The sequence below is a fragment of the Wolbachia endosymbiont (group A) of Ischnus inquisitorius genome, from assembly GCF_964026985.1.
In the GTDB taxonomy this organism is placed as follows: Bacteria; Pseudomonadota; Alphaproteobacteria; order Rickettsiales; family Anaplasmataceae; genus Wolbachia; species Wolbachia pipientis.
Map to the genome: position 1 here is coordinate 1,299,678 of NZ_OZ034715.1, position 15,385 is coordinate 1,315,062.

Genomic DNA, 15,385 nt, shown 5'->3' on the forward strand with positions numbered 1-15,385 from the left:
AGGTGATTCCTGAGGGCTTTCATATTCATCATTACAAAGAAGTTTCAAGCACTAATAAAGAAGCGTTGGATTTAATTGATAAAGGAATATCAAATGAAACCGTTATTATTGCCGATAAACAAACAGAAGGCAGGGGGCGCACCGGAAAAAGTTGGGTTTCTCCAGAGGGTAATTTTTATGCGAGTTTGGTGATAAACCTCTTTAACGATTATCTGAATGAAAGCCAGCTTTCGGTGTCATTCCAGCGCGTGACGCTGGAATCTAGAAAAAAAGAAGAATGGATCCCAGTGTCAAGCACTGGGATGACATCAGAGGGCATTGGGATGACAGAGAAGGGTTTGGTGAATAAAATTGCGGATGTTAGCAAATTAACAGAATTGACTTTTGTTACTGCTCTTGCTGTTGGAAATACTATACTGTCATTTATAAATGGTCTAAATCTCCAGTATAAGTGGCCAAATGATGCCCTTATTGATGGCAAGAAAATAAGTGGAATATTGCTTGAAAAAAGATCCAATTCGAATTGGCTCATTATAGGAATTGGAATTAATGTCAGTCATGCACCACTTCCAGGAACAACGTGCATTAGCAATTACGGTGAGTCTGTGTCTAACATAGATCTGTTAAAGGAATTAATAATAAATTTTAATAAGCTAAGAAAGCAATGGCTATTTGATGGGTTTTATGCTATAAGAGAAATGTGGTTAAAAAAAGCATTCAAAATGAATGAGCAAATCAGTGTAAAGTTAGCTGACAAATTGTATGAAGGAATTTTTGCTGATATAGATAAAAGTGGTAAATTGGTGTTGCAGCAAAAGGATGGAAGCTTAATTTATTTTGATGCAGGTGAGTTATTTATTGGCAGTGCATTATGAATACATATGTAATTTTTGCTTACCTTATTAGTTTCACGCTGATTGTTGGAGAGCTAATTTTTACCATTTCTTGCTATACTAAAAGTAAAAAAATTCTAGAAAGCCTGAAAGATAATAATGAAGAAGAAACATAAGCGATTACTTATAACTTCAGGAATTTTCTGCTTTTTAAGCTGCATAGTCTTTTTTATTTTAACAACGCTCAAAGAAAATATCTCATTTTTCTATACAGTAAGTGAGGCAATAGTTTTACCAAATAGTCAAAAGCCAATCCGTGTTGGTGGAATGGTTGTTGAAGATAGTGTGATACGGAGCGAAAGTGAAGTAGTTTTTCAAATGACAGATTTTAACAAAAGCGTTGTGGTAAAATACCAGGGAATACTTCCACCGATGTTTTCAGAAAAAAGTGGTGTTGTTGTGCAAGGTAAAATGTCTGATAATAATACCTTTCTTGCAGATACGGTGTTTGCAAAACATGATGAGAACTATATGCCGAAAGTTTTAAAATAGATTCCCTAATCTGGCTATATTGAAATAGTATGTAGAGAGAGTAACAGCCTGCTAGCAAGCTGTGACTTTCCTAACTACTACAATATATCAGAGTGAGTTGGTGCTTCCCATTCATCATATTATCACCACCAATTGTTCCTGTTTTTAATTTTTCAACCTCTTCTTTTAGGTTGTTAAGGTTTCCTTCCAAAATTTTATAATCCTTCTCAGCCTCTATAGCTATCATCTCAAGCCTATCTAAATCTTTATACAATAGATCCACTTCATCTTGACGATCCTTCAGCTCATTATTCAATTTAGGAACAAATGTGTCGTTTAAATCTGCGATTAGTTTATCTAGAATTTTGTGAACGTAATTGACCGATGCATTCTTTTCTTTATCGCTCTCAAAAGATTTAGGCTTAATTTTGACCTCTATGTCGTCTATTACTCTAGGGTTATCTCCGCCTATTTCGCTTATTAATTCAAAGTTGCTTTCGCTTTCTTTTACACTGTAATTACTCATATTAACTTCTATAAAAAATTATACTTTTAAAATCAACTCAGCTACATTGAAATGGTATGTGGAGAAAGTAATAGCCTAGAGACTATTACTCTTTCCAGTTTAACCCCAATCTGGTTCACTAGTGGTATTGTCTTCTAATTCTTTTACTCTTGTCTGTAAGTTATTCAGGCTCTGTACTAAACCACTATCTACATTACCAACGTCTTCAATCAGTTGATTGACTTTTTCTTGTTCTCCATGCAAGTTAGTATTTATAGCTCTTTTTACAATAATCCGAACAGACCGTAATATGCTACTGGCCTGCTATAGCCATAAACACATATCTTATCGCATTCGGACTATTATAAGAAAGGCTATACTTGCACAACAAGTCCGTCATTCATACTTTCAATCAGTTTATCAATAACACTATGAGTATAACTAACTTTCGCATTTTTATCTTTATTCGTTTCGTAATTTGTCGGTTTTGCAAGGGTAACTTTACTTATAATTTTTGGTTCATTGGCCATATAAACTACCTCATTAAAATTTAAAATTTCAAATAAAATCAACTATAGAAATATAAAAAGCTCTTTTCAAACCCATAAATATTTAGCTCAACAATACTTCGTATCCAGTCTGAAAGTACTCTTCCATTACCATTAGTTCAGCATTGGCGTTTTGAAGAGGGCCCTCCCATTTAGGTTCATCAGCAGAATCTCCAAGTTTCTTAATCAGCTCAAGGATTTCCTTTTGTTTTTCATTTTGTTCATCAAGTTTCCCTTTTAATGCATCAATAATAGCTTTAGACTGATCTTGATTGCTGAGATCACCAATCACAGCTGTCACTTTCTCATAAGGCAGTTTGTGAATAATCTCTTTAAGCTCTTCTGCACCTACGTTATCCAAAAGTTCTTTAAACTGCTCATTAGACATATTGCGAGCAAAAGCTTGAAGTTTGTCTGGGTTATCAACTAAAGACTTAATGATAATCTGGATCCTATTAGAATCAGTTAAATCCTGAGCAATTGCTTCGAGTTTCTCAGGATCAAGCTTATTAACTAAGTCTTTCAGTTGGTCTTCTTGCAGACTATTTACTAAAGCTTTCAACTGATCACCTTCTAATTCTTTGGAGAGTATTGTCAAGTGGTGCTCAGCCAAGTCTTTTGCAAGCACTGTAAATTGCTCGTCATTTAAAGTTTTAATAAGTGCTTTGAACTGATCCACTTTTAAGTGAGGTAAAATTTCTTTTACTTGCTCTGAATTTAATTTTCTCACTAGAGCTTCAAGCTGAGTATCATTTAAAATAGGAACAATTATTTGTAACTTTTCTGGATTTAGTTCCTGAGCGAGGGTTTTTAGCTGGTGATTGGTTAGATGATCCACTAAAGCTTGGAGTTGTTCATCTGTTAAGTTCTCTGCTAAGGCCTGCAACTGGCTTGAGCTCAGTTCAGGAATTATTTTTTGCAGTTGCTCGTTACTAAGAGTATTGGCAAGAGTTTTTAGTTGGCCGTCTGTTAGGCCCTGAATAAAAACTTTAGTAAACGCGTTTGATAGCAACAGTAGCACATCTCTTATATGTCTCTCACCGTAGTATAACATAATGTCTTGTAATACCTCATTGTCAGGTGAATCGATTATATTTCCTGCCTCGTCTGAAAAATAATATTTATTGTTGCCAGTATCTGAATCTTCCCATGTTACATATTTGTATTCCAATTTTTTTGATTTAATAGAACTGCTACACATAGTTTTGAAAGGCTGCACAAGCTCTCTTGTATATGATAACTTAGCCAACTCATTACCGTAATATACAAATGTATGGTTACTTTTTACATAATCTAAGTTAGAATCACTTTTATAATCTTTGGCTACCAGATTTCCTTCATTTTCTTCCTCCAGACATATGTAACTGTCTAGGCAAGAACTGCTGCAAAGTTTTATAGGCAATAAGCCTAGTACTACATCGTTTTTATCATCCAGCGATACAAGCTCAACTTTTTTAATAGGCATTGTAGGATCATTACCTTCAGGCCACTTTATCCTTGTAGTCGGGGTTTTTCTAAACACCTCTTTTCCAGGTATCATCTTAAAAACATGCTTTTTTCCACTCATAGGCGTTACCAATAAATTAATTGTTAGTATTCTAACATTTATTGATTAATTTATTGTTAAGTTAGTATATATTACAATTGTAATAACCAACATTACTTGTGTAGAGAAAAGTTACGAAAAGAAATAGAGATTTTCAGGGAAATAGTATAAAATCCTCATAGATTAAAATAAGCTGCTTTGACAGGTTTTGTGGCGGCTAGAGCTGTATAGACTGGTGGAGGCAAGCGGGATCGAACCGCTGACCTTCTGCGTGCAAAACAGATGCTCTACCAGCTGAGCTATACCCCCAGGTAATTCTTGCTTAAAGCATAAATCACTCAGGCTGAAATGCAAGAAATATTTATCTATTAGGCTATTGCTAAATAGTGTACAAATTCTGCAGGGTGTACACACTTCTCTATTTTTTTGTCTCCTTAGCGTTATACGTCACACCATCCAAATAAATCTGTGAACTGAAAATTAACAAGAAGTTTTCCTTTGGAAATTTTTTTAAATTATTCATAGATTTTTTAACTAAATTATCACTAACGCAGTATATTATATAATTTATTTAACCACACATGAAAATTTTAGTTTGATTAAAACGGATAAAAACTGTATTGATGTTTAGTATAGCTGAAAAATGAAATGATCCCGTAGCTCAGCCGGTAGAGCAACTGACTTTTAATCAGTGGGTCACGCGTTCGAATCGCGTCGGGATCACTCACAAATTTTGAAAAACATGCTAAAAGAACAAGACAAAATATTCACCAACCTAAATGGTAAAGGAACTCCACTACTTGAGGGTGCAAAAAAACGTGGTAGCTGGCAAAAAACAAAGGAATTACTGGATTTAGGATCAGAAAAGATCATTGATGAAGTAAAGAAATCTGGTTTGAGAGGTCGAGGGGGTGCAGGATTTTCCACCGGCCTTAAGTGGAGCTTTATGCCCAAAAATCTCCCAAAAGCATATTTAGTAGTCAATGCAGATGAGTCAGAACCTGGTACATGTAAAGATAGAGATATATTGCGATATGAGCCACATAAGTTACTTGAGGGAATTCTCCTGGCCGGCAAAGCGATCAGCGCATCAGTTGCATATATTTATATCAGGGGTGAATTTTATAATGAATATTTAGTTCTAAAAAAAGCACTTGAGGAAGCCTATAAAGAAGGTTTAATTGGAAAAAATGCCTGCAAATCAGGTTATGATCTTGATGTGTTTATCCATAGGGGCGCAGGAGCTTACATATGTGGGGAAGAAACAGCTCAACTCGAATCAATTGAAGGAAAAAAGGGCTTTCCTCGCATGAAGCCTCCATTTCCCGCAGGTGTTGGACTTTTTGGCTGCCCAACCACAATAAACAACGTTGAAACTATAGCCATGGTTCCAGATATTCTGAATCGCGGAGGAGAATGGTTTGCATCTCTTGGTAAACCAAATAATACTGGTACCAAGGTCTTTTGTATTTCAGGGCACGTAAACAACCCGTGTAATGTTGAAGAAGAGCTCGGAATTCCATTACGTGAATTAATTGAAAAATACGCAGGTGGAGTGCGAGGAGGTTGGGATAATTTACTTGCTGTAATACCTGGTGGGTCTTCAGTGCCATTAATTCCAAAATCTATATGTGATACTATTGAAATGGATTTTGATTCATTAAGAACTGCACAATCAGGGCTTGGTACTGCTGCTGTAATAGTGATGAATAAATCAACTGATATAATAGCTGCAATAGAGAGGTTATCACACTTTTATATGCATGAGTCCTGTGGACAATGCACACCATGCCGTGAAGGTACTGGATGGATGTGGAGGATTATGAAGAGGATGGTGGCAGGAGATATTAAGCCTGATGAAATAGATAAGCTGCTTGACCTTACAACTCAAATAGAAGGACATACAATTTGCGCACTTGGCGATGCTGCAGCTTGGCCGATTCAAGGATTAATAAGACATTTTCGCCATGTTATCAAAGAGAGAGCGATAATTTAACTTTACTTATACTTCTTAAGCCGTTTTGCTACTTAGCAACCAGAGCTAAAAAATATTGATTCCCTTCTCTTTTAGGTGCCAATTCTACCTTTGCGATATCTTCAGTGTCTCGAATTAGCCGTTCTAATTTTTCCAGTCCAACTTCAGTGTTTATAAGCTCTCTCCCTCTAAATCTCATTGTGACTTTAATTTTATGTCCGTGGGCAAGTAAGTCTCTTGCTTGACGCAATTTTGTTCCGTAATCGTGATCACCAATATTGGGACCCAGTTTAATTTCTTTTATAGTTAATGTTTTTTGTTTCTTTTTTGCTTCACTTGCTTTCTTTTTTATATCATACTTTTGCTTGCTATAATCCAGAATTTTACATACTGGAGGGGTTGAATCAGGTGCAATTTCCACCAAGTCTAAACCAACACCCTGTGCAAATTCCAAAGCTCGTTCTATTGGCACGATTCCGACCATTTCACCACTATGATCAACTAAGCGTACCTCCTTAGCTGTGATAAATCCATTAATTCTGTTTTTATTGTTCTTTTTAACTTGCAAACTTTAACTCCCTTAATTCAAATTAATACTTTTTAACAGCGATTCATTAGCCTTTTCCAAAGAAAAAGACTCCTGTCTTTCCGATCCTAAATTTCTTACTGACACAGTTTTACTTGTAACTTCATTTTTGCCTACAATCCACAATATAAGAACCTTGTTTGAACTATGCAAACGTATCTTATAACTAATTTTTTCATTGGTCAAATCAGTCTTGACTCTCACACCTTGTTCTTTTAAAATATTGCTAATTTCTGTGGCGTAACCGTCAGCTTCATTTGTAATGGTCAGAATAGCAAGTTGCGTTGGAGCAAGCCAAACTGGAAATTTTCCTGCATAATTTTCTATCAAAATTCCGATAAAACGCTCAAAAGTCCCAAGAATTGCCCTATGTAACATGACAGGGTGATGCTTGTGCCCATCTGCCCCTATATAAAAAGCTCCCAGACGTTCTGGTAAAATGAAATCAACTTGTAATGTTCCACATTGCCAATTTCTGCCTATTGCGTCTTTCAAAACGAACTCTAACTTTGGACCATAAAATGCACCTTCACCAGGGTTAAGTTTATAACTCAAGCCCGCTTCTTTAACGGCTTCAAGCAGCGCTTTTTCAGCTCTATCCCACACTTCATCATTACCTGCTCTAATATCTGGACGGTCTGAAAATTTCACAGAAATTTCATTAAATCCAAGCTCTGAATATACTTCTTTTAAAAGGTCACAAAACTTTATAGTCTCAGAATTCACTTGTTCTTCCATACAAAAAATGTGTGCATCGTCTTGCGTAAAACCACGCACTCGCATCAGTCCGTGCAATGAGCCTGAGCTTTCATTTCTATGGCATGTGCCAAACTCTGCCATACGTATTGGTAAATCACGGTAGCTCCTGGTGTGAGAATTAAAAATCTGCACATGACAAGGACAATTCATGGGTTTTATTGCTAACTTTTTATTCTCAGATTCGTCAACAATAAACATATTTTCACGAAACTTATCCCAATGTCCAGATCTTTCCCACAGCTCTTTACTTACTAAAATAGGAGTTTTTACCTCAAAATAGCCATTATTTATTAGCTTCTTTCTGATGTAAGACTCAAGAACATTATATAGAATATATCCTTGTTCATGCCAAAAAACCTGCCCAACAGCTTCCTCTTGAATGTGAAATAAATCCATATCCTTAGCAATTTTGCGGTGATCACGTTTTTCTGCTTCTTTGAGGCACTCAAGGTAAGCGTTTAATTCATCCTTATTTCCCCATGCTGTGCCATATATTCGCTGCAACATTGGGCCCTTAGAATCACCACGCCAGTATGCACCCGCTACTTTCATAAGTTTAAACGCTTTAACTCTACCGGTTGATGGTGAGTGCGGACCACGGCATAGGTCAACAAAATCACCTTGCCTATAAACAGTTAGGTTTTCACCCTCTGGTATGGATGAGATAATATCAACCTTATATTTTTCGCCTATACCACTAAAGAAATCAACTGACTGCTTGCGAGTCCAAACTTCTCGAACAAATCTGTGGTTACTTTTTACAATCTCTTTCATTTTCTTTTCTATTGCGGTAAGATCGTCCGTAGTGAAGGTACGATCTGTAGCAAAATCATAGTAAAAACCGTCCTGAATTGTTGGGCCGATAGTAATCTGAGTATTAGGAAATAGCTCTTTCACTGCCTGCGCCATTATATGAGCAGCATCATGCCTTATTATATCTAAACCCACTTCGTCACTCAGTTGTATCACCTCTATCTCTGCATCAGCTTCAATTTCACGTGAGAGGTCATATAGCTCACCATTTACTTTCAATGCAACTACTTCTTTCAAAGCATCCGGTTGTAATATATCAAAGCCAGTGACTTTACCACTGTATTCTTTTACTTTTTGTTCGGTTGAAAAAGTAACCCTAACCATAAATAAACCTATACGGACATGTAGCTTGAAGGCGGTTTGCTTCTTCCAACGGTGTCATCCCAGTGTCACGCACATAGCCATACGAACATTCATTTTCGAAGGTAAATTGCACAGCAAATGGTGTCATCCCAGTGCTTGACACTGGAATCCAGCTTTTTTGTAATTTCATTGAAAATGTTGCATAGTGTGCTTGTTCACAATCAATTTTACTGGATCCCAGTGTCAAGCACTGGGATGACACCACCCCTAGTGGGCACTGCCCCTAAATCATAATGGATAACAGGGTTATAAGCTCTGAACATTAATAATAAGGCCTATTCTTTTTTAACCTGAGTGCAATTGCGTCTTCCCAAACTTCACCATTACGCAATAACTTTTCTTTATTGTACATTAGCTCCTCTCTTGTTTCAGTAGCAAATTCAAAGTTAGGACCTTCAACAATTGCATCAACTGGACATGCCTCTTGGCAAAGTCCGCAGTATATGCATTTTGTCATATCAATATCATAGCGCGTGGTGCGGCGACTACCGTCTTCTCTTTCCTCTGCTTCAATAACTATTGCTTGAGCAGGGCAGATAACTTCACATAATTTACAAGCTATGCATCGTTCTTCACCGTTTGGATACCTACGCAACGCATGCTCACCACGAAACCTTGGACTTAAAGGGCCCTTCTCCATAGGATACCTCAAAGTAACCTTTGGCTTAAACATATATTTTAATGTAATAACAAACCCTTTAATTAACTCTACAAAAGACCAGTACCAAGCTAATTTCTTGAGCATAAAATATTTAAAACTTGTGTCAGTCATTATAAATCATATTATCAGTTTTCAAAATAAATATTTTCACCTGGGTGACTTTTTAGGTATTTTGGTTTCTTAAGTGTAATATTGCTAAGTAGTTTATATAAATAATGACAAACACAAATGAAACTATTTTCGCTTTATCGACCGTATTTGGTAAGTCAGGAGTTGCAGTAATTAGAATTTCAGGCAACTATGCGCTTAAAGCTTTAAATCATTTTCATATTAAGAAAGAAATTAAACCAAGATTTGCTACTTTAGTTGATCTATATGATGATTTCAATCAATTGATAGATAATGGAATAATCATCTATTTCCCTGCTCCAAACAGTTTCACTGGCGAGAATGTTATAGAGTTACAAGTGCATGGAAGTAAGGCAGTCATAAAAATCATCTTGGAGGAATTATCAAAAATTTTCGTTATGGCCAGGCCTGGAGAATTCTCACTTAGGGCTTTTCTAAATGGTAAATTTGACTTAACTCAAATAGAAGGAATTGCAGACTTAATTGACGCTGAGACGAAAATGCAAGCTAAACAAGCGATTAAGCAGATATCAGGAGAATTGGAGAGACTATACAGCAATTGGAGGCAAAGATTAATAACGATACAATCCAAAATCGAAGCATATATAGACTTTCCAGAGGACATTTGGGCAGAAAAAAGTGAATTGGAAAAAATTAATAATGAAGTGCAATCTCTCGTGCAGTTGATACAAGAGCATTTAAATGATAATAGACGGGGCGAAAGGTTGCGTGAGGGTTTACATATTGTAATAACTGGTGAACCAAATGTCGGTAAATCAACTCTGTTTAATTTCTTAGCCAAGCGTGATATTGCTATTGTTTCTGAATATGCAGGCACAACAAGAGATATACTTGAAGCTCATATTGACATTGGCGGATACCCAATCATTCTCTCTGATACTGCTGGAATTCGTGAGAGTTCAGATCCAATAGAATCAGAAGGTATAAGTCGAGCGAAAAAGAGGTCTTTTGAAGCTGATTTAAGAATAGAACTATTTCCTTTTGAACAGCGTCATAATATCAATTGCAACGTTGTAAATAGCGATACTATTTATGTATTGAGCAAAGCTGACGATGTTATCAATAATCACAATATAAAAATTAATGGCATAGATTTTCTACCTATTTCTATTTTAAAGGGAATAGGTACAAACAAATTGATCTCTCTCATAAAAGAGAAGGCAGAGGAAAAATTTGGGCATGATAGAGAAACTCCTGTAATCACTCGGCAAAGACATAGGAATCACATGAAGAAAGCACTGGAACATTTACAACGTTTTAATATCGATAATCCAATTGAGTTGATATCTGAAGATTTGAGGCTTGCTGCATTTGAACTTGGTGCGGTGATTGGAATTATTAATGTTGAGGAAATATTGAGTAGTGTGTTTAGCAACTTTTGCGTGGGCAAGTAAAGCTTTTATAGATTGCTTAAAATCAAATGTTGTGATAGAAAAGAAATGGACGGATGGCCGAGCGGTTTAAGGCACCAGTCTTGAAAACTGACGTACGTGATGAGCGTACCATGGGTTCGAATCCCATTCCGTCCGCACAGCATCTCGCTATGCTAGCTGATTTTTAGAGCTTATTTGGACTATGTGGTTCATAACGCTGGAAATCTTGTCTAATCTAGCCACATCTTTTAAAAATACATCCCTTTGTAAATTGACCTTGTTAGCAAAGAAAGCTAATATCTATAAATAGATCACCATCTGAATATGAAAACCGATATAGTAATAATAGGTGCAGGACCTGTTGGAATATTCACTGCTTTTCAAGCGGGAATGCTTGATATGAGATGTCATATAATAGATGTTTTGGATCAAGCAGGAGGACAATGCACAGCTCTTTACCCAGAAAAGCCAATATACGATATACCTGGTTATCCTGTAATTACTGCCCAAAAATTAATTGAGCAGCTAATGGAGCAAGCTTCGCCATTTAAGCCTATTTACCATTTAAGTCAAAAAGTAGAAAAGATTTCAAATAACGAAGGTGAAAACTTTACTATCATAATGAACATAGGTACAGAGGTAAAATGCAAAGCTGTTATCATTGCTGCAGGTAATGGAATGTTTGAACCTAACCGTCCACCCTTAAGTGGTATATTAGAATATGAAAATAAATCTGTATTTTACAGTGTAAATAAAATTTCTGATTTTCAGGATAAAACTATAGTCATTGCAGGTGGGGGTGATTCTGCGGCTGATTGGACTGTAGAACTTTCTAAAGTTGCAAAGAAAATTTATGTGATACATAGGAGAAAGGAATTTCGCTGCACTCCTGAAACTAGAAATAAATTAGAATCACTTGAAATTGATGGAAAAATAGAACTGGTAGTGCCATATCAATTACACGAACTAGCAGGAAGTAATGGGCAGTTGAGCGCAGTGATAGTAAAAAACATTGCCTCTAAGGAAGAAAAAGAAATATCCGCTGATTTTTTGCTGCCATTTTTTGGATTGTCAATGAATCTTGGTCCAATAAACAATTGGGGTATACAGTTAGAACATAGCCGCATAGTTGTCGACCCAGCTACACTTAAAACCAGTAGAGATAGGATATATGCAATCGGAGATATAGCTATTTATTCAGGCAAACTAAAATTAATACTAAATGGTTTTGCTGAGAGCGCCATGGCTTGTTATGACATATACAAAGTAATCCACAACTCTCCAGTCAATTTTCAATATTCAACTTCAAAGGGAATTCACGGGAAAGAAAAACTTCCTTGACAAACCTCGCCAGCTCCCTTATCATGAAACTGAAGCTATTGTATTTGCTTTCGCCAATCTGCAGATTAAAAGGTAAGGATTACTTAATGTATCGGCGTCTTATGTTCAATTTTTTGCAGTATATAGATACTGTATGTCTTTACAAAACTTCATCTACATCTAGATTTTTATCTAAATAAGCTGAACGCGCTTACAAAGCGTTACAAGACATCAAAAAATGCCAATACTCGACAGAGATAGTAAAAGACTAGCTAACTCGGGGATTCTTTGTCTTTTTTTCTGCTTAGTAAATTTCTTAAACGTTTGCAGCGTAAGTTAGTTGCAATTAAAAGCAGCTTAATCTCGCTTGTCAAGCGTTTAAAACATAAAAAACGCCAATATTTTAAAGCGGATAATAACCCCAGGGCTTCTTTTGCCTTTTTTTTCATTTGGTAAATTTCTTAAATATTTGTGGCTAAACGACAACCGTCATCCCGCTGCTTGTTAGCGGGATCTAGAGATACCGCGAATGAATCGCGGTATGACGTAGGACTGCTGTCATTCCAGTGCTCCTTTTTTTGTCATCCGAGTAGCTGACACTGGGATGGCTTTGTTGCATCGCTACTTATGAAAGGCTAACTATAATTAGGATTATAAGCAACTTATTGAAAATCTTGTTTTTTTGCAATCAATCTGATCAAATTTAAGAATAGTAATTTGTTATTTATATTAATAAATTTAATTCTATTGAAAATAGCTAAAGCATTGAAATTCTTGAATTTTAGCCAGATTAGTGAGTGGTAGTGAAATTTCTTTTACTCAAATTTAGGTATTCACTGACCGTTCTTGTTATAAATACCAGAATAATAAGCTACTGATATTCTCCACCTTTTTTATCTTTAATCCATCATAGCTAGCGATGCAACAAAGCCCACTGGGATCCAGGAAACTTAACTTTACACCAGGTGAATGTACAATAAGAACTGGATTCCAGACTGGAATGACACCGAAGGGGCTACTGGGATGACAAAAGGGGGCACTGGGATGACAGGAGAAAGAGGTACTGGAATGACAAGAGAGGGTACTTGGGTGACAGGAGGTAATGCAGGAAGTCTAATAACGCAGCAACACAGAACCCCAGGTTAGGCCTGCACCTATTGAAATCAGCAGTGCCAGGTTTCCTAATTTTATTTTTGATTTTTGTATTGCATAATCAAGTGCTAGTGGGATTGATGCCGCTGAAGTATTTGCATGTTGATCAACGGTATTAATCACTTTCTCTATAGGGAAATCTAACTTCTTTACTACTGCTTCAATAATACGAATGTTTGCTTGATGGGGAATTAGCCAGTCAATATCAGTAATTTTCAAATTATTGCATTTCAGAGTTTCCTCTATTAAGGCTATTAACTTATCCACTGCATGTTTAAACACTTCTCTTCCATTCATGTATATTTTTCCAGAATCACCAGTTGAGGATATCCCTCCGTTCGTACATAGTATGTCCACATTGCCGTCAGAGTATAAGTTTGTTGATATGATGCCGCTGCTACCCATTTCTGATTTTATTATCACTGCACCAGCACCATCACCAAAGAGTACACAAGTTGACCTATCTTCCCAGTCAACAATCCTAGACATTATTTCAGCACCAATAACGAGCGCATATTTAATTCTATTGTTAGATTTTATGAGCGAATCAGCAACTGTAACTGCATATATAAAACCAGAGCATGCTGCTTGTACATCAAAAGCAAATGCGTTTTTACATTTTAACTTACTTTGTACAATCGTTGCACAGCTAGGAAAAGTTTTATCAGGCGTTGTTGTGGCAACTATGATTAAATCAATTTCATCTACTGAAATTTTAGCTTTTTCTATAGCATTTCTTGCTGCATTTACAGCTAAGTCTGATGTTAACTCTCCTTCATCTGCTATATGCCTTTGAACTATTCCTGTTCTCTGCCTTATCCATTCATCGCTCGTCTCAACTATCGATGCAATTTCGTTGTTACTCAACATTTTTCTTGGTAGGTAAGATCCAGTGCTTAATATGAAACTTTTATTCAATATGACTTACCCCGTTAATTATCTTTTGATTTAAATTTTCACTAATTGCATTTACTGCAAATTTTATGGCATGGGCAAAAGAAATAGCATCAGAATTTCCATGACTTTTAATGATGATACCATTCAGCCCTAAAAACATAGCTCCACTTCTCATTTGGGGATTAAAACGCGTTAATGCTTTATTTAGTTTGGATTTTAACAATATACCAACAAGCATTTTCGCTATCCACGAGTTGAATACTTCCTGCTTTATTAGATTGATAAAGGTACTAGCGGTTGCCTCAGCCGTTTTGAGCATTACATTGCCAACAAAACCATCAGCAACAATCACATCTATATTACCCTCTAAAAATTCACTTGCCTCTATATACCCTTTGAAATTAATGCCTGGAGCGTTTTTAAGCAACTCAAAAGCGCCGCGCACTGAGTCATTACCTTTAACTTCTTCTGTGCCGATATTTAGCAAAGCAACTTCAGGATTGTCAATTTTTAATGCTATTTTTGCAAATATACTACCCATTAACGCAAATTGAAATAATGAGTCGGCATTACAATCAACATTTGCACCAAGGTCAAGCAAAGCAAAGCTTTTTGTCTTAGTTGGACAGATAGAGGCAATAGCAGGACGATAAATATTTGGTAATGTTCCTAAAATAAATCTGGAAATTGCCATCAATGCTCCGGTGTTGCCTGAAGATACCACTCCGAAAGCTTTACCTTCTTTCACTGCAACAATTGCAGCTTTCATACTTGAGTCTTTACGATGTCTCAGTGCAAAAGATGGCTTATCATTTGCAAGGACATTGTCAGAACAATGAGTAAACTCAGAATTGTTACTTACTTTTTTGTATTTTGAAAGCAAAGGAGATACTTCTTCCTTATCTCCATAAATATGAAAAAAAACTTTAATGCCTGGGTCAACAAGGTTGTCTAAAAAAAAACCAGCACCCTGAATTACGGAAAGAGGCGCAAAATCGCCCCCCATAGCGTCAAGTGCAATAACTATATTATTATTGACCGTAGATAACATATCATAATAGTCATTCTGCCTGTTGCTTAATGAAAACCCGTTTTCCTTTGTAACTGCCATCAACTGCTACGTTATGAGGCAACATGAATTCCCCAGTTGTTGAACACACCACAACATTCTTAGGCTGAATAGCATGATGAGAACGATGCATATTACGCCTTGACTTTGACTTTTTTCTTTTTGGAACTGCCAAAACTTCCTCCATTCTACTACAAAATACAATACATTAGTAACATGTTTTTTACAGGAAGTAAACAGGGATAGTAAAATAAGTAAGGTTTGCTTATGTAATTGAGTTCTATAGCTAAAGTGGCTTAGGTTT

General features: G+C 36.3%; 17 protein-coding genes and 3 tRNA genes. 9 read left to right on the forward strand and 11 right to left on the reverse strand.

Annotated elements, in window-relative coordinates:
- Positions 1-2 precede the first annotated feature (2 nt).
- Genes AAGD90_RS06760 through ccmE form a run of 3 tightly spaced genes read left to right on the forward strand, consistent with a single transcriptional unit; the run spans position 3 to position 1,385 of the window.
- Complete coding sequence (locus AAGD90_RS06760) at positions 3-875, forward strand: biotin--[acetyl-CoA-carboxylase] ligase (protein ID WP_209472430.1); 873 nt, start codon at positions 3-5, stop codon at positions 873-875.
- Positions 872-1,009, forward strand: coding sequence for a hypothetical protein (locus AAGD90_RS06765; RefSeq protein WP_209472432.1), 138 nt, complete (start codon positions 872-874; stop codon positions 1,007-1,009). The genes AAGD90_RS06760 and AAGD90_RS06765 overlap by 4 nt, the downstream gene beginning before the upstream one ends.
- Positions 993-1,385 (forward strand): cytochrome c maturation protein CcmE, encoded by a 393-nt coding sequence (gene ccmE, locus AAGD90_RS06770; RefSeq protein WP_174515681.1) that lies wholly within the window; start codon positions 993-995, stop codon positions 1,383-1,385. Before AAGD90_RS06765 ends, ccmE begins: the two co-directional genes overlap by 17 nt.
- A 70-nt stretch (positions 1,386-1,455) precedes the next feature.
- Here the strand turns inward: ccmE and AAGD90_RS06775 are convergent, their stop codons facing one another.
- The 3 genes from AAGD90_RS06775 to AAGD90_RS06785 all read right to left on the reverse strand — a co-directional run bounded on the left by AAGD90_RS06775 (position 1,456) and on the right by AAGD90_RS06785 (position 4,272).
- Positions 1,456-1,890 carry a hypothetical protein gene (locus AAGD90_RS06775; RefSeq protein WP_209472434.1) on the reverse strand — a complete coding sequence of 145 codons (435 nt, stop codon included), beginning with the start codon at positions 1,888-1,890 and terminating at the stop codon, positions 1,456-1,458.
- Between the two features lie 591 nt (positions 1,891-2,481).
- Positions 2,482-3,984, reverse strand: a complete 1,503-nt coding sequence (locus AAGD90_RS06780) for a magnesium transporter MgtE N-terminal domain-containing protein (protein WP_341810263.1) — start codon at positions 3,982-3,984, stop codon at positions 2,482-2,484.
- A 212-nt stretch (positions 3,985-4,196) separates the two neighbouring features.
- Positions 4,197-4,272: transfer RNA gene (locus tag AAGD90_RS06785), tRNA-Ala, on the reverse strand.
- Between the two features lie 341 nt (positions 4,273-4,613).
- Here AAGD90_RS06785 and AAGD90_RS06790 point away from each other — a divergent pair.
- A tRNA-Lys gene (locus tag AAGD90_RS06790) sits at positions 4,614-4,686 on the forward strand.
- A gap of 19 nt (positions 4,687-4,705) precedes the next feature.
- The gene (gene nuoF / locus AAGD90_RS06795; protein WP_010962959.1) at positions 4,706-5,959 is read left to right on the forward strand and encodes an NADH-quinone oxidoreductase subunit NuoF; all 1,254 of its coding nucleotides are present in this window, start codon (positions 4,706-4,708) and stop codon (positions 5,957-5,959) included.
- Positions 5,960-5,987: 28 nt separating this feature from the next.
- Here the strand turns inward: nuoF and infC are convergent, their stop codons facing one another.
- From infC to nuoI, 4 genes are read right to left on the reverse strand one after another with little or no spacing between them, the layout of a single operon-like run.
- Positions 5,988-6,506 carry a translation initiation factor IF-3 gene (gene infC / locus AAGD90_RS06800; RefSeq protein ID WP_006279610.1) on the reverse strand — a complete coding sequence of 173 codons (519 nt, stop codon included), beginning with the start codon at positions 6,504-6,506 and terminating at the stop codon, positions 5,988-5,990.
- 12 nt (positions 6,507-6,518) lie between these two features.
- On the reverse strand, positions 6,519-8,420 hold the full coding sequence (gene thrS / locus AAGD90_RS06805) for a threonine--tRNA ligase (RefSeq protein WP_341821890.1): 1,902 nt from the start codon (positions 8,418-8,420) through the stop codon (positions 6,519-6,521).
- The gene (locus tag AAGD90_RS06810; protein ID WP_341821891.1) at positions 8,413-8,661 is read right to left on the reverse strand and encodes a hypothetical protein; all 249 of its coding nucleotides are present in this window, start codon (positions 8,659-8,661) and stop codon (positions 8,413-8,415) included. The genes thrS and AAGD90_RS06810 overlap by 8 nt, the downstream gene beginning before the upstream one ends.
- Before the next feature lie 60 nt (positions 8,662-8,721).
- A complete protein-coding gene (nuoI, locus tag AAGD90_RS06815) occupies positions 8,722-9,204 on the reverse strand; it encodes an NADH-quinone oxidoreductase subunit NuoI (protein ID WP_038199316.1) in 483 nt (160 codons plus the stop codon).
- Positions 9,205-9,335: 131 nt separating this feature from the next.
- Between nuoI and mnmE the strand changes: the two genes are divergently transcribed.
- From mnmE to AAGD90_RS06830, 3 genes are all read left to right on the forward strand, one after another.
- The gene (gene mnmE, locus AAGD90_RS06820; RefSeq protein ID WP_341821892.1) at positions 9,336-10,664 is read left to right on the forward strand and encodes a tRNA uridine-5-carboxymethylaminomethyl(34) synthesis GTPase MnmE; all 1,329 of its coding nucleotides are present in this window, start codon (positions 9,336-9,338) and stop codon (positions 10,662-10,664) included.
- 47 nt (positions 10,665-10,711) lie between these two features.
- Positions 10,712-10,799, forward strand: a tRNA-Ser gene (locus AAGD90_RS06825).
- A gap of 168 nt (positions 10,800-10,967) precedes the next feature.
- Positions 10,968-11,984 (forward strand): NAD(P)/FAD-dependent oxidoreductase, encoded by a 1,017-nt coding sequence (locus tag AAGD90_RS06830; protein ID WP_341821893.1) that lies wholly within the window; start codon positions 10,968-10,970, stop codon positions 11,982-11,984.
- A 251-nt stretch (positions 11,985-12,235) separates the two neighbouring features.
- Here the strand turns inward: AAGD90_RS06830 and AAGD90_RS06835 are convergent, their stop codons facing one another.
- Positions 12,236-12,412, reverse strand: a complete 177-nt coding sequence (locus AAGD90_RS06835) for a hypothetical protein (protein WP_179945717.1) — start codon at positions 12,410-12,412, stop codon at positions 12,236-12,238.
- A 520-nt stretch (positions 12,413-12,932) separates the two neighbouring features.
- Here AAGD90_RS06835 and AAGD90_RS06840 point away from each other — a divergent pair.
- A complete protein-coding gene (locus AAGD90_RS06840; RefSeq protein WP_341821894.1) occupies positions 12,933-13,109 on the forward strand; it encodes a hypothetical protein in 177 nt (58 codons plus the stop codon).
- Here AAGD90_RS06840 and AAGD90_RS06845 read toward each other — a convergent pair.
- Genes AAGD90_RS06845 through rpmF form a run of 3 tightly spaced genes read right to left on the reverse strand, consistent with a single transcriptional unit; the run spans position 13,077 to position 15,256 of the window.
- Positions 13,077-14,033 carry a beta-ketoacyl-ACP synthase III gene (locus AAGD90_RS06845; protein ID WP_341821895.1) on the reverse strand — a complete coding sequence of 319 codons (957 nt, stop codon included), beginning with the start codon at positions 14,031-14,033 and terminating at the stop codon, positions 13,077-13,079. The genes AAGD90_RS06840 and AAGD90_RS06845 overlap by 33 nt on opposite strands.
- On the reverse strand, positions 14,026-15,063 hold the full coding sequence (plsX, locus tag AAGD90_RS06850) for a phosphate acyltransferase PlsX (protein WP_341822199.1): 1,038 nt from the start codon (positions 15,061-15,063) through the stop codon (positions 14,026-14,028). The genes AAGD90_RS06845 and plsX overlap by 8 nt, the downstream gene beginning before the upstream one ends.
- Positions 15,064-15,073: 10 nt before the next feature.
- Positions 15,074-15,256, reverse strand: a complete 183-nt coding sequence (gene rpmF, locus AAGD90_RS06855; protein ID WP_082860917.1) for a 50S ribosomal protein L32 — start codon at positions 15,254-15,256, stop codon at positions 15,074-15,076.
- Positions 15,257-15,385 lie beyond the last annotated feature (129 nt).